General features: G+C 60.4%; 26 protein-coding genes. 11 read left to right on the forward strand and 15 right to left on the reverse strand.

Annotation, left to right across the window (positions count from 1 at the left end; translation table 11 throughout):
* Nucleotides 1-71: 71 nt before the first annotated feature.
* Entirely contained in the window at nucleotides 72-1,355 is a 1,284-nt protein-coding gene (locus tag ACTWLJ_RS18660; protein WP_445177924.1) for a Zn-dependent hydrolase, read from the forward strand.
* 128 nt (nucleotides 1,356-1,483) lie between these two features.
* The gene (locus ACTWLJ_RS18665) at nucleotides 1,484-2,419 is read left to right on the forward strand and encodes a DHH family phosphoesterase (RefSeq protein ID WP_445177925.1); all 936 of its coding nucleotides are present in this window, start codon (nucleotides 1,484-1,486) and stop codon (nucleotides 2,417-2,419) included.
* Here the strand turns inward: ACTWLJ_RS18665 and ACTWLJ_RS18670 are convergent.
* From ACTWLJ_RS18670 to ACTWLJ_RS18710, 9 genes are all read right to left on the reverse strand, one after another.
* On the reverse strand, nucleotides 2,389-2,586 hold the full coding sequence (locus tag ACTWLJ_RS18670; RefSeq protein WP_445177926.1) for a hypothetical protein: 198 nt from the start codon (nucleotides 2,584-2,586) through the stop codon (nucleotides 2,389-2,391). The genes ACTWLJ_RS18665 and ACTWLJ_RS18670 overlap by 31 nt on opposite strands.
* 251 nt (nucleotides 2,587-2,837) lie before the next feature.
* Nucleotides 2,838-4,226 (reverse strand): amidohydrolase family protein, encoded by a 1,389-nt coding sequence (locus ACTWLJ_RS18675; RefSeq protein WP_401219129.1) that lies wholly within the window; start codon nucleotides 4,224-4,226, stop codon nucleotides 2,838-2,840.
* A gap of 12 nt (nucleotides 4,227-4,238) precedes the next feature.
* A complete protein-coding gene (locus ACTWLJ_RS18680) occupies nucleotides 4,239-5,594 on the reverse strand; it encodes a nucleobase:cation symporter-2 family protein (protein WP_445177927.1) in 1,356 nt (451 codons plus the stop codon).
* Between the two features lie 311 nt (nucleotides 5,595-5,905).
* Nucleotides 5,906-6,952: a CobW family GTP-binding protein gene (locus ACTWLJ_RS18685; protein WP_445177928.1), complete on the reverse strand. Its 1,047-nt coding sequence runs from the start codon at nucleotides 6,950-6,952 to the stop codon at nucleotides 5,906-5,908.
* 71 nt (nucleotides 6,953-7,023) lie between these two features.
* Nucleotides 7,024-7,638 (reverse strand): UbiX family flavin prenyltransferase, encoded by a 615-nt coding sequence (locus ACTWLJ_RS18690; protein WP_445181370.1) that lies wholly within the window; start codon nucleotides 7,636-7,638, stop codon nucleotides 7,024-7,026.
* Nucleotides 7,639-7,649: 11 nt separating this feature from the next.
* Nucleotides 7,650-9,035, reverse strand: a complete 1,386-nt coding sequence (locus ACTWLJ_RS18695; protein ID WP_445177929.1) for a UbiD family decarboxylase — start codon at nucleotides 9,033-9,035, stop codon at nucleotides 7,650-7,652.
* A gap of 246 nt (nucleotides 9,036-9,281) precedes the next feature.
* The gene (locus ACTWLJ_RS18700) at nucleotides 9,282-10,187 is read right to left on the reverse strand and encodes an amidohydrolase family protein (protein WP_008081961.1); all 906 of its coding nucleotides are present in this window, start codon (nucleotides 10,185-10,187) and stop codon (nucleotides 9,282-9,284) included.
* A gap of 4 nt (nucleotides 10,188-10,191) precedes the next feature.
* Nucleotides 10,192-11,121: an amidohydrolase family protein gene (locus ACTWLJ_RS18705; protein ID WP_445177930.1), complete on the reverse strand. Its 930-nt coding sequence runs from the start codon at nucleotides 11,119-11,121 to the stop codon at nucleotides 10,192-10,194.
* 330 nt (nucleotides 11,122-11,451) lie between these two features.
* On the reverse strand, nucleotides 11,452-12,342 hold the full coding sequence (locus ACTWLJ_RS18710) for a LysR substrate-binding domain-containing protein (RefSeq protein WP_445177931.1): 891 nt from the start codon (nucleotides 12,340-12,342) through the stop codon (nucleotides 11,452-11,454).
* A gap of 118 nt (nucleotides 12,343-12,460) precedes the next feature.
* Between ACTWLJ_RS18710 and ACTWLJ_RS18715 the strand changes: the two genes are divergently transcribed.
* The 7 genes from ACTWLJ_RS18715 to ACTWLJ_RS18745 all read left to right on the forward strand — a co-directional run bounded on the left by ACTWLJ_RS18715 (nucleotide 12,461) and on the right by ACTWLJ_RS18745 (nucleotide 19,847).
* Nucleotides 12,461-12,925: a (2Fe-2S)-binding protein gene (locus ACTWLJ_RS18715; protein ID WP_445177932.1), complete on the forward strand. Its 465-nt coding sequence runs from the start codon at nucleotides 12,461-12,463 to the stop codon at nucleotides 12,923-12,925.
* On the forward strand, nucleotides 12,925-15,138 hold the full coding sequence (locus ACTWLJ_RS18720) for a molybdopterin cofactor-binding domain-containing protein (RefSeq protein ID WP_445177933.1): 2,214 nt from the start codon (nucleotides 12,925-12,927) through the stop codon (nucleotides 15,136-15,138). Before ACTWLJ_RS18715 ends, ACTWLJ_RS18720 begins: the two co-directional genes overlap by 1 nt.
* Before the next feature lie 6 nt (nucleotides 15,139-15,144).
* Nucleotides 15,145-16,038, forward strand: a complete 894-nt coding sequence (locus ACTWLJ_RS18725; protein WP_445177934.1) for a LysR substrate-binding domain-containing protein — start codon at nucleotides 15,145-15,147, stop codon at nucleotides 16,036-16,038.
* A gap of 187 nt (nucleotides 16,039-16,225) precedes the next feature.
* Nucleotides 16,226-17,719: a helix-turn-helix transcriptional regulator gene (locus ACTWLJ_RS18730; protein ID WP_445177935.1), complete on the forward strand. Its 1,494-nt coding sequence runs from the start codon at nucleotides 16,226-16,228 to the stop codon at nucleotides 17,717-17,719.
* Between the two features lie 134 nt (nucleotides 17,720-17,853).
* A complete protein-coding gene (locus ACTWLJ_RS18735; RefSeq protein WP_445177936.1) occupies nucleotides 17,854-18,108 on the forward strand; it encodes a DUF1652 domain-containing protein in 255 nt (84 codons plus the stop codon).
* Nucleotides 18,109-18,979: 871 nt separating this feature from the next.
* On the forward strand, nucleotides 18,980-19,204 hold the full coding sequence (locus tag ACTWLJ_RS18740) for a hypothetical protein (RefSeq protein WP_445177937.1): 225 nt from the start codon (nucleotides 18,980-18,982) through the stop codon (nucleotides 19,202-19,204).
* 46 nt (nucleotides 19,205-19,250) lie between these two features.
* A complete protein-coding gene (locus ACTWLJ_RS18745) occupies nucleotides 19,251-19,847 on the forward strand; it encodes a trimeric intracellular cation channel family protein (RefSeq protein ID WP_401219649.1) in 597 nt (198 codons plus the stop codon).
* Nucleotides 19,848-19,850: 3 nt separating this feature from the next.
* On the opposite strand, the gene ACTWLJ_RS18750 is transcribed toward ACTWLJ_RS18745, so the two are convergent.
* The 6 genes from ACTWLJ_RS18750 to ACTWLJ_RS18775 all read right to left on the reverse strand — a co-directional run bounded on the left by ACTWLJ_RS18750 (nucleotide 19,851) and on the right by ACTWLJ_RS18775 (nucleotide 25,388).
* Nucleotides 19,851-20,966: a Gfo/Idh/MocA family protein gene (locus ACTWLJ_RS18750; RefSeq protein WP_445177938.1), complete on the reverse strand. Its 1,116-nt coding sequence runs from the start codon at nucleotides 20,964-20,966 to the stop codon at nucleotides 19,851-19,853.
* A gap of 161 nt (nucleotides 20,967-21,127) precedes the next feature.
* Nucleotides 21,128-21,895, reverse strand: coding sequence for an SDR family oxidoreductase (locus tag ACTWLJ_RS18755; protein WP_401219654.1), 768 nt, complete (start codon nucleotides 21,893-21,895; stop codon nucleotides 21,128-21,130).
* Nucleotides 21,896-21,917: 22 nt separating this feature from the next.
* Nucleotides 21,918-22,985 carry a phosphotransferase family protein gene (locus tag ACTWLJ_RS18760; protein WP_445177939.1) on the reverse strand — a complete coding sequence of 356 codons (1,068 nt, stop codon included), beginning with the start codon at nucleotides 22,983-22,985 and terminating at the stop codon, nucleotides 21,918-21,920.
* Between the two features lie 166 nt (nucleotides 22,986-23,151).
* Nucleotides 23,152-24,120: a 2-hydroxyacid dehydrogenase gene (locus ACTWLJ_RS18765; protein ID WP_445177940.1), complete on the reverse strand. Its 969-nt coding sequence runs from the start codon at nucleotides 24,118-24,120 to the stop codon at nucleotides 23,152-23,154.
* Between the two features lie 140 nt (nucleotides 24,121-24,260).
* Entirely contained in the window at nucleotides 24,261-24,785 is a 525-nt protein-coding gene (locus tag ACTWLJ_RS18770) for a cysteine hydrolase family protein (protein WP_445177941.1), read from the reverse strand.
* Nucleotides 24,786-25,004: 219 nt separating this feature from the next.
* Nucleotides 25,005-25,388, reverse strand: coding sequence for a tautomerase family protein (locus tag ACTWLJ_RS18775; protein WP_445177942.1), 384 nt, complete (start codon nucleotides 25,386-25,388; stop codon nucleotides 25,005-25,007).
* A 253-nt stretch (nucleotides 25,389-25,641) separates the two neighbouring features.
* Here ACTWLJ_RS18775 and ACTWLJ_RS18780 point away from each other — a divergent pair, with 253 nt between their 5' ends.
* Together ACTWLJ_RS18780 and ACTWLJ_RS18785 are read left to right on the forward strand one after the other, a co-directional pair.
* The gene (locus ACTWLJ_RS18780; RefSeq protein WP_445177943.1) at nucleotides 25,642-25,836 is read left to right on the forward strand and encodes a hypothetical protein; all 195 of its coding nucleotides are present in this window, start codon (nucleotides 25,642-25,644) and stop codon (nucleotides 25,834-25,836) included.
* A gap of 91 nt (nucleotides 25,837-25,927) precedes the next feature.
* The gene (locus ACTWLJ_RS18785; protein WP_445177944.1) at nucleotides 25,928-26,110 is read left to right on the forward strand and encodes a hypothetical protein; all 183 of its coding nucleotides are present in this window, start codon (nucleotides 25,928-25,930) and stop codon (nucleotides 26,108-26,110) included.
* Nucleotides 26,111-26,160: the final 50 nt, after the last annotated feature.

The following is a 26,160-nucleotide window of genomic DNA, read 5'->3' on the forward strand; positions in this document are numbered from 1 at the left end:
CAGCCTGCTGGCGATGAGGATCTGCCAGACACCACAGCAATATCCATAAGAAACTGCCTGAGGAGATCACCATGAACGCAGCCGTAGACGTTCTGCAATCCACCCATCAGCACATCAACCGCGACCGCCTCTGGGCCTCGCTCATGGAACTGGCCAAGCTCGGCGCCACGGTCAAGGGCGGCGTCTGTCGCCTGGCCCTGACCGACCTCGACCGCCAGGCCCGCGACCTGTTCGTGCAGTGGTGCAAGGAGGCCGGTTGCAGCGTCAGCATCGACGAAGTGGGCAACATCTTCGCCCGCCGTCCGGGCCGCAATCCGAACCTGCCCCCCGTGATGACCGGCAGCCACATCGATACCCAACCCACCGGCGGCAAATTCGACGGCTGCTTCGGCGTGCTCGCCGGAGTCGAAGTGTTGCGCACCCTCAATGACCTCGGCGTCGAGACCGAAGCACCGCTGGAAGTGGTGGTCTGGACCAACGAAGAAGGCTCACGCTTCGCCCCGTGCATGATGGGCTCCGGCGTGTTCGCCGAGAAATTCACCCTCGCCGAAACCCTGGCCAAGGTCGATGCCGACGGCGTCACCGTCGGCGAAGCCCTGAATGCCATCGGCTATGCCGGGCCACGCAAGGTCAGCGGGCATAAGGTCGGCGCCTATTTCGAGGCGCACATCGAACAAGGGCCGATCCTCGAAGACGAACAGAAAACCATCGGCGTGGTGCTCGGCGCACTGGGGCAGAAGTGGTTCGACCTGAAACTGCGCGGCGTTGAAGCCCACGCCGGTCCAACCCCGATGCACCTGCGCAAGGACGCTCTGGTCGGTGCCTCGGTGATCGTCGGCGCAGTCAACCGCGCCGCCCTCGGCCATCAACCCCACGCCTGCGGCACCGTTGGTTGCCTGCAAGCCTATCCCGGCTCGCGCAACGTCATCCCCGGCGAAGTAAGGATGACCCTCGACTTCCGGCACCTGGAACCGGCGCGGCTGGACTCGATGATCGCCGAAGTGAAACAAGTCATCGAAGCCACCTGCGAAGAACACGGCCTGACTTACGAGCTGACCCCGACCGCGGATTTCCCACCGCTGTACTTCGAAAAAGGCTGCGTCGAAGCCGTGCGCGGCGCCGCAAAAGGTCTGGGCCTGTCGAACATGGACATCGTCAGCGGCGCCGGCCACGACGCGATCTTCCTCGCCGAACTGGGCCCGGCCGGGATGATTTTCGTGCCGTGCGAAGGCGGTATCAGCCACAACGAAATCGAGAACGCCGCGCCGGATGATCTGGCGGCGGGTTGCGCGGTGTTGTTGCGAGCGATGCTGGCGGCTTCGGCGATGGTCGCGGCGGGGCAGCGCGTAGCCTGAAAATCAAAAGATCGCAGCCTTCGGCAGCTCCTAGATGGGATTTGTGTTCGTATCTGTAGGAGCTGCCGAAGGCTGCGATCTTTTTGTTGTCACCCAGATGTCATGAAAATATGCGACGTTGCCGCCCTATGAAAATCATCACTTCAGGCTCGGCCTATCTGGATATCGACGCCTATGCCTGCTGCATCGCCTATGCCGAATTGTTGAATCTGCAAGGCATTCCTGCCCGCGCCGTCAGTAGCGCAAAACCCAATGCCAGCGTTTCGAAAAGCGTGCTTGGCTGGCCGTCCCGGCTTGAGGATTACATTCCCGCTGCACACGATGAATTCGTCCTGGTGGACGTTTCCGACTACCAGCATTTCGACCCGTTGGTGGTGCTCGACCGGGTCGTCGAAGTCATCGACCATCATCCTGGGTTTGAAAATTACTGGACGCAGAGACTCGGCTTTGCGGCCGACATTCGGCCAATAGGCGCAGCGGCAACCCAGGTTTTCCAACGCTGGGAGGCAGCCGGTTTGTTGCCTCGCATCAGCCAGCCCAGCGCCGCATTGCTGGCCACAGCGATTCTCGACAACACGCTGAATTTCAGTGGACAGATGACCACTGAGCTGGATATCCGCGCCTACGAAGTGCTTGCCCGTCAGGCAAAACTGCCCGTGGATTGGCCCGCGCAGCATTTCCGCGAATGCCAAGCAAGCATCGAAAGCAACTTGATTGAAGCCTTGGCAGCGGATTTGAAGCGGATGAAACCCGAGAGCCAATTGCCCGAAGTCTTCGCGCAAATGACCGTGTGGGATGCTGACGTACTGATGCAAAAGCAGCGTCCGACAATCAGTCGCTGGATGGTGGAGCAGGGCGCAGACTGGCTGCTGAACGTGATCAGCATCAGTGAAGGCAAAAGCTATCTGCTAGCCGATCCGCTGGTCAGCCAACAGAAGCTGAACCGTTTGCTGCCTCTTGAGTGGCAGGCAGGAATGGCGGTTCTCAAACCCTCGATGCTGCGTAAAGAATTACTGAAACTAGGCCTGTCAAATCAACCTGAAGATTTGTTGTTATTGCCCTGACGGCGCTCGACGCCATCGGGAGCACCTACGTCCAGCAGCCTTCTTTCCACCAGCACATTCTCAAGCGCCTGACGTTCTTTCGGGGCCATCTGGTGGTCGCGTTTTTTCAACTCCAGCAGAATCGGGCTGGACCATGTGCGGTAGAGCTTTTCGATGTGACGGGTCATCAGTCTCTCCTTGACCAAGAGCCCGGTGTTTCTGGCAGGGGCTCATATCGATGAGCTACTAACGGTAGTCAACAAAGCCCGGAAACGCGAATGCCACAGGTTCTGGATCTGTCACCACATGTGTGGCCAACACAAAACACTGTGGGAGCTGGCTTGCCAGCGATGGCGATGGTTCAGTCGATATTTGCATCGGCTGATAGTCCGCTATCGCTGGCAAGCCAGCTCCCACAGGTTTTTTCAATGTCAGTGAATCAGTCGTCCACCTTCATCATTTCCTGCACACCTTCCCACGCTTCCGCGCGCATGCGTTCGATATCCAGACCCGGGATCACGCCGTCGTCCACAACCACGCGGCCGCCGACCAGGCTGTATTTCACGCTGATCGGTTCGCCCGCGACCACCGGGGCGACGGCGTTGTCGTGGAAGCCGAAGAAGCGCGGATGGTCGAGGCTGTAGATCGCCAGATCTGCCGCCTGGCCGACTTCCAGGGTGCCGACGGCGCCTAGTCCCAATACCTGCGCGCCGCCCGCCGTGCCCCAATGAATCACGTCTTCAGCGGTGGTTGCCGAGGCGCCTTGTTCGGCGCGGTGGATCAGCCATGCGGTGTTGGCTTCGCCGACCATGCTCCCGGATTCGTTGGACGCCACGCCATCGACGCCGAGGGAAATCGGCACGCCGGCCTCGTACATTTGCGGCACCGGGGCGACGCCGCTGCCCAGGCGTGCGTTGCTCACCGGGCAGTGCGAGATGCCGGTGCCGGTCTGGGCGAGCATGCGGATTTCGCCCGGTTGCAAGTGTACGGCGTGGGCGAACCACACGTCCGGGCCGAGCCATTCGTGTTCGGCGACGAATTCCACCGGCAAGCAGTTGTATTTCTCGCGGCAGAAGTTCACGTAGTTCTGGGTTTCCGAAAGATGCGTGTGCAGGCGCAAACCCATGCCGCGAGCGGTGTGCGCCAGTTCGCGCAACAAGGTCGGCGGCAGCGAGAAGGTCGGCGTGGTTGGCGCGACCACCACGCGACGCATCGCGTCGGGAGTGTCCTGGTGGTAGCGCGACTTGAGCCGTTCGATGTCGCCGACCATCTGATCGAGCGACTCCGGTTGCAGCGCGGTTTTCGAGAAGCCCGGATGCGCGCTCGCCGACTCCAGCGCACCGCCACGGCAGAGCACGAAGCGCAGGCCGAATTCATCGGCCATGTCGAACAGCAGGTCGCCGGTCTCGGTGCTGCCGTGAGCGTGGTAGAGGTAGTGGTGATCGGCGCAAGTGGTCACGCCGGACAGCAGCAACTCGACCATGCCCAGGCGTGCGGCGATCCGCGCCAGTTGCGGGGTAAACCGGTTCAGGCGCGGGTAGGGCACGCTGGCGAGCCAGCCTTGCAGATCCTGATTCAGGCCTTCGGGCACGGCTTTGAGCAGGTTCTGGAACAGGTGATGGTGGGTGTTGATCCAGCCCGGATAGACCACGCAATTGCGTGCGTCGATCACCCGCTCGCCGGGTTGCGCCTCAAGGTTGGCGGCCATTTCGGCGATGCGCCCGTTGACCACGCGGATGTCCACGGCACCGGCCCGGGCACGCGGACCGCGCAGTCCGGTCATCACCGCGACCGGGTTCTTGATCAAAATGCTTTGCAGTTGAGTCATGGCAGGCTCCAGTCAAAGGATGTGTGAAGCGGATTTGCCGGGTGTGGTTTCTGGCACGCTGACGCCGTTGAGCGCCGCGTTGAGCAGCACCGACACCAGGCAAGCGATGACCACGCTGCTGTGCAGGAACGGCTGTGACCACTCGGGCATTTGTTTGAACAGGGTCGGTGCGAGGACCGGCACCAGCGCGGCGGCGATGGTGAAACCGACGATCAGCACGTTGTAGCGATTGCGTTCGTAATCGACCTTGGCCAGGGTTTGAATCCCGGCTGCCGCGACCACGCCGAACATCGCGATACCGGCGCCGCCGAGGGCTGCGGTCGGCATTGAGGCGATGATCGCCCCGGCCTTCGGCACCAGCGCAATCGAGCACATCAGCAAGCCGCTGACCGCGACTACCCAACGGCTGCGCACGCCGGTCAGGATCACCAGGCCGACGTTTTCCATGAAGGCAATGAACGGAAACGCGGCGAACATCCCGGCGATGGTGCTGGCCAGTCCGTTGGCGCGCAGGCCGTTGATCACCTGTTTGTCTTCCACCGGTTTGTCGACGATGTCGCCGATGGCCACGAACAGGCCCATCGACTCGACCATCTGCACGATCATCACCACCACCATCGTTGCGATGGGCACCAGACTGAATGTCGGCAAACCGAAGTAGAACGGGTAGGGCACGGTCAGCCACGGTGCATCTTCGACGCTGTGAAAGTTACCCATGCCCAGGCCATACGCCAGACCGGCTCCGACCAGCATCCCCACCAGCACCGCCATGTTGCGCAGCAGCGGGCTGCCATAGCGGTTGACCAGCAGAATCGTCAGCAACACCACCACCGCAACGGCAAGAAACGCCGGGGCACCGAAGTTAGTCGCATTGCGTCCGCCACCGACCCATTCATAGGCAATCGGGAACAGCTGCAAGCCGATCACGGTGACGATGCAACCGGTCACCACCGGCGGGAAAAATCGCCGCAATCGACCGACGAAGGGCGCCATCAACATGGTAAAGATCCCGGCGCCGATCACCGCTCCGCAGACCCCGGCAAAGCCAACGTCGGGGTTGCTGCCGATGGCGATCACCGGGCCGACACTGCTGAACGCCACGCCTTGCAGAATCGGCAGACGCACGCCGAATTTCCAGAATCCGACGGTTTGCAGGAGTGTGGCGATGCCGGAACAGAACAACGTGGTGCTGATCAGCACGACGGTATCGGCGTGGGACATTTTCAAGGCACTGGCGACAATCAACGGCACGGCGATGGCGCCGATGTACGAGACGGCCATGTGTTGCAGGCCGAGGGTGAGCATCTGTCGCACCGGCAGAACGCGGTCGACGGGATGGACGGTGGTGGAAGGAGTGGCTGACGACATGGGGAAACACCTCTGGCTGTTTTTATGCGGTAGAGAGGGGTATTCGTTCTGATGCCTGCGAACCAGGGAGCTTCGACGATCCTTTGCACGAGTGAGCCTTTGTGGCGAGGGGATTTATCCCCGTTCGGCTGCGTAGCAGTCGCAAACCCTATGATTTCGGCGTGTCTGACACTCCGCGATTTCAGGTTTTGGGGGTGCTGCGCAACCCAACGGGGATAAATCCCCTCGCCACAAAAATTCACTCCTGCAGGTTGTTTGGCATCAGTCATTCGTGCTGCGAAGCCGCCATCCACCGGCTCCGATGCCTTGTTTCAGCCTGCGAGGCAGGCGGCAAAGCCTTGATTCAGCGCCGCACGATCCAGGTCGCGGCCGATGAACACGATTTTGCTGGAACGTGCTTCCGTGCCCCATGCGGTCGAAGCCCGGAATTCCACCAGACTGTGCACGCCTTGCAGCACGTAGCGTTGGTCTTCGTTGGCCACCGCCAGCACGCCTTTCATGCGGTACAGGTTGTCCGCCTGCGCCACGCGCAACTCGCTGATCCAGCGATGGAACGCCATCAGGTCCACCGCACCGTCCACGGCGATGCCCACCGACGACACGCTCGGGTCGTGTGCGTGGTCGGGTTCGTCATGTTCATGATGATGTTCGTCGGCGTGATGGTCGTGTTCGGCGCCGATTTCCATCAGCTTCTGCGTGGCTTCGAAGGCGCCGATGCCGAGGATCTTGGTCAGGTCGATTTGCGCGTGAGTCGAAGTCACCAGATCCGCCGTGGCGTTCAATCCACGGATCTTGCCGCGCAGGGTTTCCACTTCTTCAGGGCTGACCAGATCGACCTTGTTGATGACGATGCGGTCGGCACAGACGATCTGATCCACGGCCTGGTTATCGACGCCATCGAGTTGCAGATCCTCCAGATGCTGGGCGATGTGCTTGGCATCGACCATGGTCACGATGGCGTCGAGTTCGACTTCGTCGGCAATCGGATCATTGATGAAAAAGCTCTGCGCGACGGGGTATGGGTCAGCCAGACCGCTGGTCTCGATCAGGATGTGATCGAGTCGCACCGGGCGCGCCACCAGTTCACGGACGATGCGCACCAGATCTTCGCGAACCTCGGCGGTGCAGCACACGCAGCCGTTGACCATCTCGTAGATTTCTTCGGTTTCGGAGCTGAGGACGAGGTCGCCGTCGATGCCGACCTCGCCGAACTCGTTTTCGATCACGGCGATCTTGCGCCCGTGGTTCTCCTTGAGGATGTAGTTGAGCAGCGTGGTTTTACCGGCACCGAGGAACCCGGTGAGGATGGTGACCGGGATTTTGGTGTTCCGGGTTGGGGCATTGAATGGGGTGTTCATCTGGAGCTCCTTACCTGTTTTGTCGGAGTGCGATCAACTGTGGGAGCTAGCCTGCTAGCGATGACGGTGTGTCATTCAGCGGTGATGCCGATTGAACGGCCGCTTTCGCGAGCAGGCTCGCTCCCACAGGGTTCTGGGTGTTCTCTCCATCGGCGCGCGGTGCCGGCATCGAGGCCGAACAGGTCGAGGACGCGGCCGAGGCTGTGGTCGACCATTTGACCGAGGTTTTCCGGGCGGGCGTAGAAGGCCGGCACTGGCGGGGCGATGATCCCGCCCATCTCGGTGACGGCGGTCATGTTGCGCAGATGGGCGAGGGTCAGCGGCGTTTCGCGGGCCATCAGCACCAGGGTGCGGCGTTCTTTGAGAGTGACGTCGGCGGCGCGGCCGATCAGTCCCGACGAGGTGCCGGTGGCGATCTCCGCCAGCGTCCGCATCGAGCACGGCGCGACCACCATGCCCAAACAGCGAAACGAGCCGCTGGCGATTCCGGCAGCGACATCGTCGGCGCGGTGGTAATGGCTGGCCAGCGCCGTGACGTCGGCCAGTTTGTAGTCGGTTTCGTGAGCCATGGTCAGCAGCGCGGCACGGCTGACGATCAGGTGGCTTTCGATGTCGAGTTCGGCGAGCAATTGCAGCAGACGCACGCCGTAGATGAAGCCGGACGCACCGCTGATGCCGACCACCATCCGCTGGCGGTTCACGCTTGCAGACTCTTGATCAGGTGGCGCGCACGCTCCAGCACATCCTGATCAAGTTGCGCCTTGATCCCGTCAAAACCCGAACCGCGAGTGGCATCCAGGCCCATGCGCGAGGTGGTGCCGTTGACCGAGGACGACGGGTCGAGCGGACTGCCGGGCAAGCCGTCGATCATGAACATATCGAGATGCGGCTGGAAATGCGTGGCCAGTGCCCACAGCACCTGGCTGTCCTCGCTGATGTCGATATCGCTGTCCACCGCGATCACGGTTTTCAGGTACGGGTCCCAGCCGAGCAGGGCGAGCATGATCTGCCGCGCTTCGCCGTCGCGGCTTTGATCCAGTGCGACGTAGCAATGAAAATGCGTCCCGGAATTCGGGTAATGCACGGCGGTGACGGCGGGGAAACGCGCCTTGAGCTTCTCGCTCATTTCCGCTTCGCGAGGCAGCCGCGCCAGCGTCAGGTGTTCGGCGTAGCGTCCGCCCATCACATCGACCAGCCAAGCATCCTTGCGCCGCAACAGGGTGTCGACGCGCAGCACGTTGTTGGTCGAGCGATCCGAGGAATAACCGCTGAATTCACCGAACGGGCCTTCCTCGGCATAGGCCGCCGGGTCGATGGCGCCCTCCAGAACAAACTCGGCGTAAGCGGGGACACCGATGCCGTAGCGCGGAGTCTTGACCAGTTCCAGCGGCGCGCCGAACAAGCCACCGGCTACGGCGCGTTCATCACTGCCGAACGGCAAGCGTGCAGCGGCAGCCAGCATGAACAACGGGTGCGCACCGACCACCATCGCCACACGCAATTCTTCGCCGCGGTCACGGGCGGTTTGCAGCATCCGCCACAGATGTCCACGCGAATGCAGGCTGGTGGCGAGGGCCTGACGGGCGTGGCGCATCGAGCGGTGGTAGCTCATGTTGGCGATGCCGGTGACGGGATCTTCGGCAATGATGATTGCGTTGGTGATGTACGGGCCGCGATCACTGTCGAAATGCTTGAGCATTGGCAGCAGCGCCAGGTCGAGGGATTCACCTTCAAATACTTGATCGAGTATCGGCCCGGTTTCCACATAACGCGGCGGGATCGGCTGATTGGCGCGGGCCTGAAAGGTTTCGTGCAACTGCGCCGGGGTGACGCCAAAGAGGCGGGCGATGCGAGTGCGGGAGGCAAACAGATTAGTCGCCACCGGCACTTTGAGGCCGCCGACGTTTTCGCAGATCAACAGTGGATCGCGGCCCTGTGCGGCGAGGGCATCGACCAGGGCGGTGACGTCCTGATCGGCAGAAAGAGCTTGGGTGATGGTCAGCACATCGTCCGGATACTCACGGCGATAGGCGTCGATGAAAACGTGAAAGTCCTGCGTGTCGCCGAGCGTCGAACGGGTCATGGTTTCACCTCGTAAAAAGCAGGCACGCAGGGGTGAGGGCGGCATTCGTTCGACAAGCCGTTGGCCTGCCGGTCGAGCGAACGCCGGGTCATCTTCGTGCCTGTAAAGTCGCTGTGTTGCTCTGTGTTGAACACGGCCCCCTTGTGGGAGCCAGCCTGCTGGCGATAGCGGTGTGTCATTCAGCGATGAGGGCGACTGATCCACCGCTATCGCCAGCAGGCTGGCTCCCACAGGTTCTGTGTTTGGCTACAAGTACGTGGTGGTCAGGCGTATATCCGCCTCGGCCAGATCCTTCGGCGGTGGGGTCGGTTCAATCCCGCACAACCTGGCGATGTTGTTGCCCAGGTAGTCTTCGAGATGATCCTCATCAATCCCCAACCCCTGCGGCGCCGGTGAGCACAACACCTCCAGTTCACGCAGCCACATGCCGGGCTCGTTCGGCGGCGAATCGGTGCCGAACACGATCTTGTTCCGTGGCAGTTCCTTGGCGAACTCGACGATCCGCGACTGGAAGCACCAGCCGGATTCGCAGTACACGTTCGGCGTGTCCATCGCCATCCAGAACGCTTCGAACGAGTAGTTGCCGCCAGTTTGAATACCGAAGTGGCCGATGATGAAATTGACCATCGGGAACTCGCGGATGATCGGGTAGAACATCGTCGGAATGGTGTACGGGCCGTCACCGGTATGGATCAGCACCACAATGTTGTACTTGGCGCAGACTTTCATCGCCGGACGCAGCCAGTCCAGCGCCCGATCCGGACGATAGCCGTGCATGTTGGCGTGCAGCTTGAGCATCTTGAAGCCGTATTCCTTGATGTGGAATTCCAGCTCTGCCGCACCGTTTTCCGGCCCCCAGCGCGGGTTGAAGTTGAAGTTGCCAATGAAGCGGTCCGGGTACTTCATGCACAGCTCGGCGATGTACGACATGTAGTCGCGCACGCCCTCACGGCCGCGGCGGTTGCCGTCGCGATAGCCAGTGTTGCCCGGTGGCGGCTGGATGAAACCCATGTCGATGCGGCGCGGTTTGCCGTTGATCATGTACGGGCCGTCCATCAGCTTGAGCATGCGCTCGCCAGTGAACGGTTCGCCGGTGTGGCGCCAGGCCTCGTCGACCAGATTGGTGGGGTGCAGATGGGTGTCGATAATCATCGGTTCAGCTCCTGGCCAATTGGGTGGTGACGGGGCGCTTGAGTTGCGCCTCTGCTTCGGAAACGGAACGGGGCGGCGCGGTAGGTTCGAGGCCGATCATTCGCGCGGTGTTGTTGCCCAGATAGTCTTCGAGGGTGTCCTCGTCGAGGTTCAGGCCCTGCGGCGGCTCATGACACAGCACTTCAAGCAGGCGCAGCCACATGCCCGGTTCGTTCGGCGGGGTGTCAGTGCCGAAGAGGATTTTGTGGGTCGGCAGGACCTTGGCGAACTCGACGATTCGTGATTGCAGGCACCAGCCGGATTCGCAGTAGACGTTGGGCAGCTCCATCGCCCATTGCATCGGTTCGAACACGTAGACGCCGCCGGTCTGCACGCCGAAGTGCGCCATGATGAAATTGACGTTAGGGAATTCCTTGATCATCGGCACCCATTCCGACGGGATGCTGTAAGGCCCGTCGCCGGTGTGCAGCTTGACCGGAATGCCCAGTTCGGCACATTTCTCGAAGCACGGACGCACCCAGTCGAGTGCCCGGTCAGGCCGGTAGGCATGCATGTTGGCCTGCATCTGCACCATGCCGAAACCGTGTTCCTTGACGTAACGCTCGATGGCTTCGACGCCGTTCTCCACGCCGCAGCGCGGGTTGTAGACGAAGCAGCCAATGAACCGATCCGGGTAGGTCTGGACCATTTTCAGGGTGTAGGCCATGTAGGCGTCGATCGATTCGCGACCGGTCAGGTCGCCGTCGGTCCAGGTGTAAATGGTGTTGCCTTGCGGTGGCTGGATGAAGGCTTTGTCGATGCGGCGAGGCTTGCCGTTGACCATGTACGGGCCATCCATCATCTCCAGCAGACGCTCGCCGGTGAACGGGTCACCGTCATGCCTCCAGGCGAGGTCCACCAGATCGGTGGGATAGCAGCTGATATCGATGATCATTGCAGTCGATCTCCTGATAGCGGGGAAGGGAGCCTTGCGGCTCACAGCATCCACGTCCCGGGCAATCGGCCATTTCTATGCGCAGGATTCGCGCATTCCCTCGCCTGTTCGCATCCGGCCCGGGTGGGTGGCTGCTGAGGACGAGTATTGGAAAGAGGGGTTGGGTTCGTACAATATTAATTGGGCGGGGTGGTGATACTTCAGGGATATGGTTTTGTGTTGGCCCGTCGGGCCTCATCGTTGGCAAGCCGGCTCCCACAGTTTTTGTGTTGTGGCACAGATCGGATTAACAACTCGACCACTGTGGGAGCTGGCTTGCCAGCGATGGCGTCAGTGTTGTGTATGCAGGGCCAACTGTTTGATCGCCTCAACCACTGGCGCCACCCGCTCGGCCTGCCCATGCGGCCACACCGCGTAGAGGTTGTAGTGCGCGGCAATCTGCGCCTCGTTCAACGCCACTAACCGTCCACTGCGCAAGGCATCGGCCGCCAGTAATCCGCGTACCAGTCCCGCACCGACGCCAGCCTCGGCAGCGGCAATCAAATTGGCCGCGTTGTCGAAAATGATCCGCGCTGGCGGCTCAACCGCCGGCATACCGGCCGCATCCAGCCACGGAATCCACGAGCGCCGCGTATACCCCAACAGCGGCAGCTCAAGAATCTGCGCCGGGCTCAGCGGCAGTTGCAAACCGTAGCGTTCAAGCAACTCAGGCGAAGCCACTGCCAGCACCCGGTCGCCGCAAATTTGCGTCATCTCGCAGTCATCCCAATCGCCATAACCGTAGCGCAACGCCAGATCCACGCGCTCGAACGTACTGCGATCACTGCGCGGCATCGACAGCATCGTCACCTCGTAATCCGGCAAGCCATCGAGCAGTTCCGGCAGGCGCGGATTGAGCCAGCTCTGCGCCAGTTCACTGTCCACATCCAGCGTCAGGCGTTGCGCGACGCTACGGTTTTTCACCGATGACAACGCCCGGTCGATCTGCGCCAGACCATCCGAAAGCACGCTGGCGAATAACTGCCCGGCATCGGTGAGGTTACTGCCGCCACCTTCACGCACGAACAACGGCTGGCCGATGAATTCTTCCAGCGAGCGAATCTGCTGGCTGATGGCGCTGTGCGTGAGGTCGAGTTTGCGCGCAGCGCTGGAGAAACTGCCGCTGCGCGCTGCATGGATAAACGCGCTCATGGACTGCACCGACGGGTATCGCTTGTACATGTTGTTAGTCCTGCTTACAGCGGTTGGCAGAAATCGTCGCTGGCCGGGTTTTGTGCGGGGTTCCAATAATCGGTCACCAGGCCCGCATATAGACGGGCCGCTCTTTTGGAGCCTGACAATGATTACATTCACGGTTAACGGCGAACGACGCGAGCTGGTCGAGGCATCGCCCGCCATGCCCTTGTTATGGGTGTTGCGCGATCAGTTGAAACTCACCGGTACCAAGTTCGGTTGCGGCATGGGCCTGTGCGGTGCCTGCACCGTGCACCTGGACGGTGTCGCGGTACGTTCCTGCCAGTTGCCGGTGGCGGCGGTCGATGGCCACAGCATCACCACCATCGAAGGTTTGTCACCCACTCAGAGCCATCCGCTGCAACTGGCCTGGGTCGCCGAAGATGTGCCGCAATGCGGCTACTGTCAATCGGGGCAGATCATGTCCGCCGCCGCGTTGCTCAATACCGGAGCGGCGGTAACCGATGATTCGATCCGCAACGCCATGTCCGGCAATATCTGCCGTTGCGGCACTTATGGACGGATCAACAAAGCGATCAAACGCGCGGCCAATGCGCCGGAGGAGGCTTGATGAGCATCCTCGACGAGACCCGGATCGAACTGCCGCGCCGGGTGTTTTTGAAGCAGGCTGCGACCGTTGCTTCAGGATTAGCGATTGCCTTGTACCTGCCATCCGGCATGGCCGCGACCGACCCGAAAGCCCCAGCGCCGGCAACGGAATTCGAGCCCAATGCCTGGGTGCGCATCTTCCCCGACGGCACCGTGAAACTGGTGGTGCACAAACACGATTCCGGCACCGGCACCCAGACCGCGCTGGCCGCGTGCGTCGCTGAAGAACTGGACGTGAATCCGATGACCGTGCAGGTCATCACCCCGGAAGATCCGTTCTTCGAAACCTACATTCATCCGATCTGGAAAGTCTTCTCCACGGGCGGCAGCACCAGTGTTTCGCTGGAATATGATCGCCTGCGCATGGCCGGCGCCACGGCGCGGGCGCTGTTGATCGCGGCGGCGGCCAAACAGTGGAAAGTCAGCCCCGACAGTTGCACCACTGAAGACGGTCGCGTGCTGCATGCATCGAGCAAGCGCAGCCTCGGTTACGGCGAACTGGTCGGCGTTGCGGCGCATCTGCCGGCGCCACAAAAGGTCACGCTAAAGGACCCGGCGCAGTTCAAGTACATCGGCAAGCTGCGCCACAAACGTGACGCGGCGGCCAAGGTCTGCGGACGCTTCAAGTACAGCATCGACGTGCAATTGCCGGACATGTTGGTGGCGGTGATTCAACGTGCGCCGGTGGTTGGCAGCAAAGTGCTCGCGGTGGATTCGGCTGCCGCATTGCAGGTGCCGGGGGTGCGCAAAGTGCTGGCGATTCCCGGTCGTCCGGACGTACTCGGCGGCAATCTGGAAGGGGTTGCGGTGCTCGCCGATACCTTCTGGGCGGCGCAGCAGGGGCGCAAGGTGCTTGAGATCAAGTGGAGCGATTCGGCGCTGGCCGGTTTCGACAGCTCAGAGCTGTCCAAGGCCCAGGCCGCAGCGATCAGCGATCCTTCGATCCAAACCGTCAAAGCCATGACCAACGGCGATGTCGCAGGACAATGGCCGAACGCCGTGAAACTGATCGAAGCCGATTACGCCATGCCGTACAAGGTGCAAAACCCGCTGGAACCGATCTGCATTACCGCGCAGGTCAAGGACAAGGCGATCACCTATTGGGGCGGGGTTCAGGTGCCATCCAGCGCGCTGGAAGCGGCGCAAACCGTGTGCGGAATCGACAAGGACAAAGTCACAATCAATGAGCTGGTATCCGGCGGCAGCTTCGGTGCGCGGGAGGCCAAATACTGGTTGTTCGAAGTCGCGTATCTGGCGCAACAAACCGGTGTGCCGGTCAAGTTGCTGAACAGCCGCGAAGATGAAATGCACGCGTTGTTCAACCATCCGGCGACCCTGCATCGGGCCAAAGGCGCGCTGGATGCGCAGGGCAAACTCACTGCGCTGCAACTGCATGCGGTGTCGCCGGCCTCGCCGGAGCAGTGGGAGCCGGGCTATTTCGAGCGCCCGGATCACATGGATTACAGCACCACTGAAGCGATCACCGCATGGGATTTTGCCTATCGTCCACCGCATCTGGAACTCAACTGGGTCAAGCACGAAAGCAACGTGCCGAGTGGCTGGTATCGCTCGGTAAGTTTCATTCCCAATGTATTCGCCGTGGAGAGTTTCATGGACGAACTGGCGTTTGCTGCGGGGCAAGATCCGCTGGCCTTCCGGCTGGCCAACATGCAGGAACGACCGAGACATGTGGCGGTGCTCAAACAGGCTGCCGAGCGCGCCGGTTGGGGCCAACAGCTGCCGCCCGGTACGGCGCTGGGGATTGCCACCAATCAGGGTTACACCAGTTTTATTGCGGTGGTGGCGCGAGTTGCGACGGTGGATGGCAAACCGACAGTCGAGAAGCTGACCTGTGTGGTCGATTGCGGTCTGGCGGTATCGCCGGGAGGTGTCGAAGAACAGATTTACGGCGGTTTGATGTGGGGGCTGGGCCATGCGTTGTTCGACCGGCTCGATATCAAACAGGGCAGGGTGGTGCAGAGTAACTTCCACGATTACCGCGTCACGCGCATGTCGGACATGCCGGCCACGGACATCCTGGTACTGGATGGCGAACCGGGCAAACCCGGGGGCGTCGGTGAGCTGGGCAGTCCCTCGGTGGCGCCGGCCATCGCCAATGCGCTGTTCAGCCTGACCGGTGTGCGCCAGCGTTCGACACCTCTGACCCTGGGATAACCCGCCATGGATCTGCGCCTGTTGCGGTACTTCATGGCTTTGGCCGATGAGTTGCACTTCGGTCGCGCTGCCGAGCGGCTGCATATCTGCCAGCCGCCGTTGAGCCAGCAGATTCGGTTGCTGGAGGAGGAACTCGGTACGCCGCTGTTCGAGCGCAGCCATCATCGGGTCGAGCTGACGGCGGCGGGGCAGATGCTCAAGGAGCAGGCGCCGCTGGTGTTCGAACAGCTCGAACGGGCGCTGGACCTGACCCGACAGACCGGTCGCGGGCAGCTCGGTGAACTGGAAATCGGCATGATCAGCTCGGTGATGGTCGGCGTGCTGCCCAAGGCCTTGCATCTGTTTCGTGAGCGTTATCCGCAGGTCAACTGGCGTCTGCACGAGATGACCCCGGCGGCGCAGGTCAAGGCGTTGAAGGAAAAACGTATTGATGCCTGCGTGTTTCGTGTCGGTTATGACGATCCGCAGTTGCGCAATGAACTGCTGATCTATGAGCCGATCCATGTGGTGATGCCGGCGGATCACCCGTTGGCGCAACGTGAAGTGCTGGCGCCTGCGGATCTGGCGCGGGAGCCGTTTGTGGCGCTGGAGCTGAAGCAGTCGCGGTTTGCCAATTTTCTCTATCAGTGCTGCATTCAGGCCGGGTTCACGCCGCAGATCCGCCAGCAGGTGATCGAGGTGCAGACTTTGCTTAGCCTGGTGCGTGCCGGGTTTGGCGTGGCGTTGCTGCCGGCGTCCATCGAGCAACTGGCCCCGGCGGGGCTGGTGTTCCGGCGCCTGACTCCGGCACTGCCGGAGGTGCCGTTGTATGCGACCTATCGCGCCGACGATGCTTCGCCGGTGCTCAAGCTGTTTCTCGATACGTTGCGTGAACTGGTCGAAAGCGCCAGCCAACCCTGAACCCCTGTGGGAGCTAGCCTGCTAGCGATATCAATGTCTCCTTCAGGATAGATATCGACTGAAGCACCGTAATCGCTAGCAGGCTAGCTCCCACAGGGCATCGCAGGTGTTGCTGAAGTTGATGGGTGGCACGATCAGTGGCGGCTGCGGTCGTACTCTTCACACGCGTATTCCCTGTGGAGAGCCAATGAGCCAGGAAGTCCTGACCCGCGAAACCAATCGTCGCCAGTTGCAGCAGATTATCGCCGGGCTGTCCGACGGGGTGATTTTGCTGGAGCTGGATCAGAGCATCCTCTGGGCCAACGAAGCGGCGTTGGCCATGCATGCTGTCAGCCGGATCGGTGACTTGGGCAAAAACGCCGCCGAGTACGCCGAGCGCTTCAGTCTGCGTTATCGCAACAATCACACCCTGGCGCCGGAGAACTATCCGATCAGCCGCGTCGCCCGCTGCGAAGTCTTCAGTGATGTGCTGATCGAAGTGACCCCGGTGCAAGACCCAGAGCGCACTTGGGTGCACAGCGTGCGCAGCATGGTTTTGACCGATCGCGAAGGTCAGCCCGAGTCGCTGGTGCTGATCATGAGCGATGTCACCGACTGGGCCAACGCCGAGCAGCGCTTCGAAAAAACCTTCAACGCCAACCCTGCGCCAGCGGTCATTTGTCGGCTGAGCGACTTGCGTTACATCAAGGTCAACCCGGGGTTTCTGGAGATGACCGGCTATACCCGCGATCAGGTGATCGGCACCTCGGCTTATGAAATCGACATCCTTGAGAACGCCGAGAAAAAGGACCTGGCGATCCAGCGCCTGCGCGACGTAGCGACCATTCCGCAGATGCAGGCTGAGTTGCGCTTGCCGGACGGCAGCAGCAAGCAAGTGATCGTCGCGGGTCAGCCGCTGGAGCTCAATGATGAGCAATGCATGTTGTTTTCTTTCGTCGATATGGAGTTGCGGCACAAGGCCGAGGTGGCGTTGCGGCAGAGCGAGGAGCGCTTTGCCAAGGCTTTTCGCCTGACGCCGGTGCCGATTGTGATCTGTAGCGCCGATGAGCAACGGGTGATCGACGTCAATCAGGCGTTCCTCGATACCCTGGCCTATGACGGCGAGGAAGTGCTGGGCAAAACCGTGACTCAGCTAGGGTTTATCGATGACAACGCGGCCCGTACGCGTTTGCTGGCCGCGCTGGAAAAGAATGGCCGGGTTGATCGGGTCGATGTACGGGTGTGCAAGAAGGATTCCGGTTTGCTTGAGTGCGCGGTGTCGGCGGATACGGTGAATATTCAGGACACCACCTGTTATCTGCTGGTGCTGATGGACATCACCGAGCGCAAGCGCACTGAGCTGGAGCTGGTGGCGGCGATTGAAGAGGTGATGAAGGATGCTTCGTGGTTCAGTCGTACGTTGATTGAGAAGCTGGCGAATGTGAAGAAGGTCAATTCGCCGCAGCTGCCGAGTGTGTCGTTCACCGATCTGACGGCGCGCGAGCGTGATGTGCTGGGGTTGATCTGTGAGGGGTTGGCGGACAAGGAGATTGCGGCGCGGCTGAAACTGGCGCCGAACACGGTGCGTAATCATGTGGCGACGGTGTATTCCAAGCTGGATGTGCACAGTCGCAGCGAGGCGATTGTCTGGGCTCGGGAGCGGGGGTTGTTTTCCGGGGAGTGGCGAACCGGTCAACGGTAGGGTGCAAATGCACTAGCTGGCAAGGTGCAAATGGAGGTTTTTGTGGGGTGGGGCAGTTCTTAGGCTGGTGAGGTGCGATACGAGTCTTTGGCTTGGGATCGTGGCCCTTCGATGTTGCTAAAGGAACAGCTCCAATGATTAATCTGGCGCAGTTGCGTAGCCAGCTTGAGCGCAGTTTTGCACCGCTTGCCTGTGAGTGTCTTGTCACTGGGGAGCATTCGTTGACGGTGAAGCTTTTTGATCCTGAGTCTGGGCGGGTTGATTTGGTGATCAGCGGCTTGGATTTGGGTTCGCTGCGTACGCCTGAGGCGGTGGATGCCTTGATTGATGAGTTGCGGTATGAGTTGGGGAGTAATTCTTTGCGGTCTACGGATTCGGGTTTGGTTTGATGTTGGTTGTCCTTGGCGGCCTTTGGGCCGACCAGGTTCTTGCGGGTTTGGGGGTATATCCGTTGCTTCGGTAGCTGCGGCTGGCGGTTTCGCTTTTACAGCGACTCCCTTTGGCAAACGCCGGAGTGCCGGCCCAGCCCAAAGGAAGCAAAGGTCTGGGCCCCTGCGTGCGGCCCGCTCGCTGGGGCTCGGGGTTCCTTCGCTCCGGGACTCATCCGGGGGGATCGCCTACGGTTTGCTTCGCTGCACCTCCTCTCGATCTGTTCGACTTCGTCGAACGGCGCTGCGCGCCCACCCCCGGATGAATCCCTCCACTCAGCCTGCCGATGGGGCCATGTGGATCAAGATCAAGATCAAGAGCACAGCCGAGCTAACGCTCATCCTGTGAGTGGTTAAAAGCGGCGCGGGGCTGCTTTGCTTTTGTTTTTCTGTGGGAGTGAGCCTGCTCGCGATGGCGGCCTGCCAGCCGACCAATCTCTGGCGGGTAAACTCAATCCCTGTGGGAGCTGGCTTGCCAGCGAAGACGGCCTGACAGCCAACCATTTTCTATCAGATGTACCTCAATCATGTGGAAGTGAGCCTGCTCGCGAAGACGGCCTGACAGCCAACCATTTTCTATCAGATGTACCCCAATCATGTGGGAGAGAGCCTACTCGCGAAGATGACCTTCCTGTCATTCAAACCTTATCAAATATCCACAAACCCTAAGCCACCACCCCCCGAAATCGACAGCTCCCACCCAATCCAATCTCCATTCCACTGGCACTTGCAGGCGACTGGGCTATAAGGAATGAGTGGTCACGTTTTCCGCATCCAGTCCTCTGCGTGGGCAGGCGCGGATTTTTGTCTTCCATTTATCGCGGGTCAGCCTATGAACAGTCTTGGGAAACGCGTGTGTTCGACGTCGTCGTTGGTCTTCGGTCTGGTGTTGTTGAGCGGTTGTGCAAGTCCGCCGCCGCCTCCACCTGCTGCGCCGCCACCGCCGCCGGTGCGTATTTGTCAGACGCTTGAGAACACTGATGTGTTGGGTGAGATGCGCGGCCCTGATGGTCAGGTGACGCGGGTCACCACCACCACGCGCTGTGTGACGCAGTAGTGTTGGCGTTGCTTCGTTGAGGAGTCGGGTCGAGCGGGTTGTGTTGGTGGCTGATCTCGTCGGCGTGGCGGTGTTTGCCGTCGAAGGGGCGATTGCGGCGATGCGCAGTCAGCTCGACTTGCTCGGAGTGATGGTGATCGCCTTCATTGTTGCGCTCGGCGGCGGAGTCACGCGTGATCTGTTGATCGGTGCCGCGCCGCCCAATGCTGTATCTGATTGGCGTTATCCGGTGCTGGCCTTCGCCATGGGCGGGCTGGCGTTTGTGTTTCATGAGCAGGTGCTGGGTTGGTCCGGTTCAACGTTGATTGTGCTGGACGCGGCGGGGCTGGCGTTGTTTGCCGTGGCCGGGGCGCAGAAGGCGTTGAATTTTGGTATCACGCCGTTTGTGGCGATGTTGATGGGCACCATTACCGGCGTCGGTGGCGGGGTGCTTCGCGACATTGTGCTGGCGCGGGTGCCGGTGGTGTTGCAGGTTGATTTGTATGCCAGCTCGGCGTTTTTTGGCGCGGCGGTGTTGGTTATTGCCCGACGCCTAGGCGTGTCGCCGGTGGCGGCGGCGTTGCTGGCAGGCGCTGCGTGTTTGTTGCTGCGCCTGCTCTCGGTGCATTTCGGCTGGCAGTTGCCGAAGGTTATCGGTGCCTGAACGTTACACTTCCTCGATCCTGACCCAACGCTGTTCCCGTGCAGCCAGGCGAATCGCTGTGGCCAGCCGTTCGACGGCCCAGGCTTGTTCGAAATCGGTGCCGCCTCGGCTGTCGCCCGCTAAAGCCATGATCAGATCATGCACTTCAAGGGTTTTCAGTTCGTTGTAGCCGAGCTGATGGCCCGGTGCCGGGCTGAATGCTGCGTAACCCGGCAAGTTCGGCCCGGCCAGCAGGCGCTGGAAACCATCCTGCCCGGCGCGGAACAGGCGCAGTTCGTTCAGGCGCTCCTGATCGAATGCCAACGTGCCGCGAGTGCCGCTGATTTCAAAACTCAGGTGATTTTTGTAACCGTGCTTCAACCAACTGCTGCTGAACGTGCCGCGCGCGCCATTGGCGAATCGCAGCAGCGCGTGGACTTGATCGTCGATGGCGATGGGTTTCAGCACCGTGCTGCCGGGCGACTCCGGGCGTTGGCTGTGCACGGTCTGGGTGTCGGCGCAGACGGCTTCGACTTCGCCGATAAGGTAGCGGGCCATCGACAGTAAATGGCTGCCGAGGTCCGCCAGTGCGCCTCCGGCGTGGTTCGGGTCGCAACGCCATGACCACGGCGAAGTGGGGTCGGCCATGAAGTCTTCGCTGAATTCGCCTTGAAAACTAATGATCTCGCCCAGTTCGCCGTTCTCGATCAGTTCACGGGCGAGGGTAATCATCGGGTTGTGCTGATAGTTGTAACCGACCCGCGTCACCACGCCCGCGTTCTTGGCAGCTTCACGCATGGCGGTGGCTTGTTCGAGGTTCACCGCCAGCGGCTTTTCGCAGTACACCGCTTTGCCGGCGGCGAGGGCGGCCATCGCCATCGGGTAGTGCAAGTGGTTGGGTGTGGTGATGGCGACGAGATTGACCTTGGGGTCATCGATCAATTGCTGCCAGTCGCTGTGCGCGGTGGCGAAGCCCCAGGCATCGGCGCAATGGCGGGCGCGCTGTGGGTCGGCGTCGGCGAGGGCCGCAAGGTTGAGTTTGAGCGGCAATTCGAAGACTGCGCTGACATTGCGAAACGCCAGGGCATGGGCACGGCCCATGAAACCTGTGCCGATCAGACCGATACCGAGTTCACGCATAGCCGGGACCCTTTTTGGAATATTGTTTTCAGGAAGGCTATTTATGGAATATAAATTCTCTAATTGCAATGTGTGGAACGAAAATTCTGCGAAGGTCCTGTCGGTGTTACAAATGAAAACGGCAGCCCTGAGGCTGCCGTTTTGTTATCCGCGAAAAGCGATCAGGACAGGAAACCGCCATCCACATTCAACGAAACACCGGTTGTGTAGCTCGACGCATCGCTGGCCAGGTACAGCACCGCACCGGCCATTTCGCTCGGATCGGCCACGCGCTTCAGCGGGATCTGCGTCAGCGCCTGCTTCAGAATCGCGTCATTCTTCACCAGCGCCGAGGCGAATTTGGTATCGGTGAGGCCCGGCAGCAAGGCGTTGCAGCGGATGCCGAACTGCGCGCATTCCTTGGCGAAGACTTTGGTCATGTTGATCACCGCAGCCTTGGTCACCGAGTAGATGCCCTGGAAGATGCCCGGAGAAATACCGTTGATCGAAGCGACGTTGATGATGCTGCCGCCACCGTTTTCACGCATCAGCTTGCCGGCTTCAACGGACATGAAGAAGTAGCCGCGAATGTTCACGTCAACGGTCTTCTGGAACGCGCCCAGATCGGTGTCCAGCACGTTGCAGAATTGCGGGTTGGTCGCGGCGTTGTTCACCAGAATATCCAAGCGACCAAACTGCTCTTTGATCCCGGCAAACACCTGGGTGATCTGCTCCATTTCACCGATGTGGCAGGCGACAGCAGTAGCTTTGCCGCCGGCGGCGATGATCGCGTCTGCCACATGCTGGCAACCGTCGAGTTTGCGGCTCGAAACGATCACATGCGCGCCCTGCTGGGCCAGCAGTTTGGCGATGGCTTCACCGATGCCACGGCTGGCGCCGGAAACGAAAGCGATCTTGCCATCGAGGTCGAACAACTGAGTCTTGGACATAAGGGTTCCTTGGTGTGGGCCGTCAGAGGCTCGATTTCGCAATGACCTGCAGGCTCATCTGCTCCAACAGTTTGTTCATGTGAATGAACTGCGCGAAGCGTTTGTCCTGGGTCTGGCCGTGGAAGAAGCGGTAGTAGATCTGCTGCACGATACCGGCCAGACGGAACAGGCCGTAGGTGTAGTAGAAGTCGAAATTGTCGATCTGGATGCCTGAGCGCTCGGCGTAATAATCGACGAACTCGCGGCGGGTCAGCATGCCCGGTGCGTGGCTCGGCTGACGGCGCATCAGTTGCACTGGTGCCGGGTCGTCGGCCTGTATCCAATAGGCGAGGGTGTTGCCGAGGTCCATCAGCGGATCGCCAAGCGTGGTCAGTTCCCAGTCGAGCACACCGATGATCTGCATCGGGTTGTTCGGATCGAGGATCACGTTGTCGAAGCGGTAGTCGTTGTGGACGATGCTGGAGTTCGGGTGGTCGGCCGGCATCTTCTCGTTGAGCCAGGCTTTGACCGCTTCCCAGTGCGGTGCGTCCGGGGTCAGGGCTTTTTCGTAGCGCTCGCTCCAGCCTTTGATCTGACGGGCGACGTAGCCTTCAGGCTTGCCCAGATCGCCGAGGCCACAGGCCTGGTAATCGACCCGGTGCAGTTCAACGAAACGGTCGATAAAGCTCTTGCACAGGGCTTCGGTCTTTTCCGAATCCAGCTCCAGCTCTGCCGGCAGCTCCGAGCGCAGGATGATGCCGTTGACCCGTTCCATCACATAGAACTCGGCGCCGATCACCGATTCATCGGTGCAGTGCACGTAGGCTTTCGGGCAGTACGGGAAGCCGTCGCGCAGTTGATTGAGGATGCGGAATTCACGGCCCATGTCGTGAGCGGACTTGGCTTTGTGACCGAACGGCGGCCGGCGCAGAACAAATTCCTGTCCCGGGTATTCCAGCAGGTAGGTCAGGTTCGACGCACCGCCGGGGAACTGGCTGATCTGCGGGGTGCCGGTCAGACCCGGAATATGTGCCTTGAGGTAAGGATCGATCAGGCTGGCATCGAGTTCTTCGCCAGAGCGGATACGGGTGGACTGGTCAGTAAGCGCCATGCTTATCCCTTCTGCTTATTTTGGAGGCCAGACATCATTGGCTAATCTAATGGCGCGCCGGGTCGCTAACAAGCGCGGTGCGGTCTTATAGGTTAGCGTGTTGCCGGATAATCAGCGTTCCGAATAGGCAGGGCGTAACAGCGTTCAGGTGCGCTGCCACTGTTTATCAGTGCACGCGCTGGTTGTTGAGTCCTGGAGGGAGCGCAATCGGCGTCAACACCGGTTGGCCGGAGAAAAACGCCACGAGATTTTTGCCCACCAACTCGACGGTGCCCTGGGTGGCTTCCGGCGACAAGCCGGCGACATGCGGAGTCAGTAGCACGTTGCTCAGGGTTCTCAACGCTTCGGGGACTTGCGGTTCGTGATCGAACACGTCCAGCGCCGCGCCGGCAATTCGTCGCTGCTCAAGTGCAACGATCAGGTCGGCAGTGGCGATCACACTGGCGCGGGCGATATTGACGATAAAACCTTTCGGGCCGAGCGCGTCCAGCACCGCACGCGTGACCAGATGTTGAGTGCCGATCCCGCCCGGCGTCGCGACGATGAGAAAGTCCGACGCTCTGGCCAGTTCGGTCGGCGTCGAGCAGAAAGCGTAAGGCACGTCGTTGCGCACCTGACGGCTGTGATAGCTGATCTGCATATCAAAACCGAGCCCCGCACGTTTGGCGATCGCCATGCCCACCGCGCCGAGGCCGAGAATACCCAGACGTTTGCCGGCCAGTGACGGGCGCATGATCTTCGGCCATTCGCCACGTCGCACGGCGGCATCGCAGCGCGGAATGTCCCGTACCAACGCCAGCAACATGGCCATGGCATGGTCGGCCACCGAGGAGGCATTGACTCCGGCGCCGTTGGTCACGGTAATCCCGCGATCACTCGCGGCTTGCAGATCGACATGTTCGTAACCGGCGCCAATCACCGTGATGATTTTCAGCGCGGGCAGGGCGGCGATTTCGTCAGCGGTCAGGCCCAGCGGGCCACGAGTCAGCACCGCATCAATCCGAACACCGTGGGTGGCGATGGCTTGCGCACGTTCGGCCGGCGTTGGCGCGAGGATCAGGTGAAAGCCTTGATGCTCGAGAATCGGCAAATAATCATTGATGGTTTCAACCAGTACCAGAACGGTGGCGGGCATTGCGCGGCTCCTGTGATCGTCGGCGTTTCGGTCGCGAAAGTCGTGTCAGAGTGCTGATTCCAGAGCGGTTTGGCAATGGCTGGCGACTGCCCCGCATCAGCCAGTGTAGGAGCTGAAGCGGGGAGTGAGTGCGCGCTTCGTCAGAAGCTCACTTCGGCGCTATTGATCAGTCGTGCGAAGGCTGCGCCGAGGGTCGCGTTGTGATGGTCGATGATGGCCTGGGCGAGGAGTGCCGGGGTGTCCATGCAAGTGTGGGCGTCCGCCACCAGCAATGGTTTGAAGCCCAGATCGGCGGCGGCGCGGCAGGTGCTGTCGATGCAGAACTGCGTCTTCATGCCGACGATGTGGAGATTCTCGATTTTTCTGGATTCAAGCTGCTGCGCCAGTTCAGTGCCGTGGAAGGCGTTGGGTCTGGATTTGTCGAAGAGGGTGTCGATTTCGGCGTTCAGCTCAAGTTCGGGCAGCAACTGCCAGAGCGGGCTGCCGGAGGCAATTGGTGAGCCCTTCGGTCCGGTATGGCGCACGGCAAAGATTGGCACGTTTTGCTGGCGCGCCTGTGCGATCAAACGCTGGATATTGGCGAGTACGCGTTCGCCGTCGTAGGGTTTTTCCGGGCCGTGGAACAGACCGACCTGCATATCGATGATCAACAGTGCTGCGGACATGGTGTTTCTCCTTGGGTGACTCGACTGTTTACAACTGCAGCCGCAGGGACGGGAGAAACAACAAGGCCCCGTCCATTGCTGGCGGGGCCTTGGGTTTGCTGCGCTGGATTTACCTCAGGCGCAAACACCACGACCCGCCGATGGTGGTCGTGGTGGTACGGGTGAGGTGCAGCGGGCAAATGTTCATGGGCCGATCATGCTGGCGCACTTGCCAGGCTGTCAACTGGCGTATTGGGCGATGCCGTTGCCGAATGACCAGTTCTCTTTTTTAACTTCCACCAGATTGATGAACACATCCTCCAGACGAATCGCCAGATGCGTATTCAGGTTCTGCGCAATGGTCTGGTACAGCGTTTTTTTCTGCTCTTGGGTTCGGCCTTCGTTGAGGGTGATCTGAATGATCACCAGTTGGTCACTGCGCTGGATGCCCAGGTATTCGGGGTCGAAGATGAAATGCTCACCGTCGTGCTCGGCGAGGATCTGGAAGTTGTCGTGTTCCGGGACGCTGATGGCGCTGCGCATGGCGGCGTAGATTTGCTCGCCGACGCGTTTGGCAAAGGTTGGGTCGGGGCGCTTTTTTAATTCGACGCGGACGAGGGGCATGAGGTGGGCTCCGTGGGCTAAAGGGGCAGGGACGTGTCAGACCTTTCGCCATTGGGTATAGCCGATAAATAGCCGGGACTCGCGGCATTCTCTGTATGAGGCTGCCTACGCAACTACCGGATTTTGCCTACGAATACGACAGATTCATCCGCTATTGCAAAGGCGATGAATGCGAAATTATATGGCAGCAAGGGAGGCGGCCGGACTGGATAAACCACTCCGGGCGGTAGCTACCAGCAGCCAAGGAAGGCGCATGCATATTGATGACCGCGAAAACGTGGAGCTCGAAAGGTTGCAAACGGAAACCCGGAAATTGGGAGCGGAAAGACTGAAGTTCCTGGCGGAGGAAGCAAAGCTGAAGAGAGAAACTGTCTTGTATCCGCTTGTGGTAGGCGCCGGTGTGTTAACCGCACTCGCTACCGGCTTAGGGCTTTTCCTAAAGTTTTAAGTGGACGCAATCAGTTAGCGTTGCGCATCCCCTTTGCCCAACAATGGTTAAGTAACAATTCGGTCAGTGGCCAAAAAAACAGGAGTTCAGTATGAACGCAGAGGAACGTAGAGCCAGAATAGAGCGACTGTATCAAGAGGAACTCGAGTTCAGAGAAGCCATGGAACCCTTTCACAAGGCCGAAATGCGTGAGACGTTTTTGCTGTTTGGTCTGGGTATGTTGATAGCTGCCGTGGGGATTGCAGTCGTCCTGTTATTGGCCCGATCCATCTGAGCCTTTTTATCCGGGTACGCTTGATGATTACGTTCCTGAAAGCGACATTA

It is taken from the genome of Pseudomonas sp. McL0111 (genome assembly GCF_052567255.1).

Bases quoted from the DNA above. Each gene is read 5' to 3' on its own strand.
- ACTWLJ_RS18685 (WP_445177928.1), bottom strand. From the start codon at position 6,952: ATGAACACCCCATTCAATGCCCCAACCCGGAACACCAAAATCCCGGTC.
- ACTWLJ_RS18750 (WP_445177938.1), bottom strand. From the start codon at position 20,966: ATGCGTGAACTCGGTATCGGTCTGATCGGCACAGGTTTCATGGGCCGT.
- ACTWLJ_RS18715 (WP_445177932.1), top strand. From the start codon at position 12,461: ATGATTACATTCACGGTTAACGGCGAACGACGCGAGCTGGTCGAGGCA.
- ACTWLJ_RS18720 (WP_445177933.1), top strand. From the start codon at position 12,925: ATGAGCATCCTCGACGAGACCCGGATCGAACTGCCGCGCCGGGTGTTT.
- ACTWLJ_RS18730 (WP_445177935.1), top strand. From the start codon at position 16,226: ATGAGCCAGGAAGTCCTGACCCGCGAAACCAATCGTCGCCAGTTGCAG.
- ACTWLJ_RS18760 (WP_445177939.1), bottom strand. From the start codon at position 22,985: ATGGCGCTTACTGACCAGTCCACCCGTATCCGCTCTGGCGAAGAACTC.
- ACTWLJ_RS18695 (WP_445177929.1), bottom strand. From the start codon at position 9,035: ATGACCCGTTCGACGCTCGGCGACACGCAGGACTTTCACGTTTTCATC.
- ACTWLJ_RS18740 (WP_445177937.1), top strand. From the start codon at position 18,980: ATGAACAGTCTTGGGAAACGCGTGTGTTCGACGTCGTCGTTGGTCTTC.
- ACTWLJ_RS18780 (WP_445177943.1), top strand. From the start codon at position 25,642: ATGCATATTGATGACCGCGAAAACGTGGAGCTCGAAAGGTTGCAAACG.
- ACTWLJ_RS18700 (WP_008081961.1), bottom strand. From the start codon at position 10,187: ATGATTATCGACACCCATCTGCACCCCACCAATCTGGTCGACGAGGCC.
- ACTWLJ_RS18770 (WP_445177941.1), bottom strand. From the start codon at position 24,785: ATGTCCGCAGCACTGTTGATCATCGATATGCAGGTCGGTCTGTTCCAC.
- ACTWLJ_RS18735 (WP_445177936.1), top strand. From the start codon at position 17,854: ATGATTAATCTGGCGCAGTTGCGTAGCCAGCTTGAGCGCAGTTTTGCA.
- ACTWLJ_RS18785 (WP_445177944.1), top strand. From the start codon at position 25,928: ATGAACGCAGAGGAACGTAGAGCCAGAATAGAGCGACTGTATCAAGAG.
- ACTWLJ_RS18755 (WP_401219654.1), bottom strand. From the start codon at position 21,895: ATGTCCAAGACTCAGTTGTTCGACCTCGATGGCAAGATCGCTTTCGTT.
- ACTWLJ_RS18705 (WP_445177930.1), bottom strand. From the start codon at position 11,121: ATGATCATCGATATCAGCTGCTATCCCACCGATCTGGTGGACCTCGCC.
- ACTWLJ_RS18765 (WP_445177940.1), bottom strand. From the start codon at position 24,120: ATGCCCGCCACCGTTCTGGTACTGGTTGAAACCATCAATGATTATTTG.
- ACTWLJ_RS18665 (WP_445177925.1), top strand. From the start codon at position 1,484: ATGAAAATCATCACTTCAGGCTCGGCCTATCTGGATATCGACGCCTAT.
- ACTWLJ_RS18670 (WP_445177926.1), bottom strand. From the start codon at position 2,586: ATGACCCGTCACATCGAAAAGCTCTACCGCACATGGTCCAGCCCGATT.
- ACTWLJ_RS18680 (WP_445177927.1), bottom strand. From the start codon at position 5,594: ATGTCGTCAGCCACTCCTTCCACCACCGTCCATCCCGTCGACCGCGTT.
- ACTWLJ_RS18690 (WP_445181370.1), bottom strand. From the start codon at position 7,638: ATGGTGGTCGGCATCAGCGGTGCGTCCGGCTTCATCTACGGCGTGCGT.
- ACTWLJ_RS18710 (WP_445177931.1), bottom strand. From the start codon at position 12,342: ATGTACAAGCGATACCCGTCGGTGCAGTCCATGAGCGCGTTTATCCAT.
- ACTWLJ_RS18775 (WP_445177942.1), bottom strand. From the start codon at position 25,388: ATGCCCCTCGTCCGCGTCGAATTAAAAAAGCGCCCCGACCCAACCTTT.
- ACTWLJ_RS18725 (WP_445177934.1), top strand. From the start codon at position 15,145: ATGGATCTGCGCCTGTTGCGGTACTTCATGGCTTTGGCCGATGAGTTG.
- ACTWLJ_RS18660 (WP_445177924.1), top strand. From the start codon at position 72: ATGAACGCAGCCGTAGACGTTCTGCAATCCACCCATCAGCACATCAAC.
- ACTWLJ_RS18675 (WP_401219129.1), bottom strand. From the start codon at position 4,226: ATGACTCAACTGCAAAGCATTTTGATCAAGAACCCGGTCGCGGTGATG.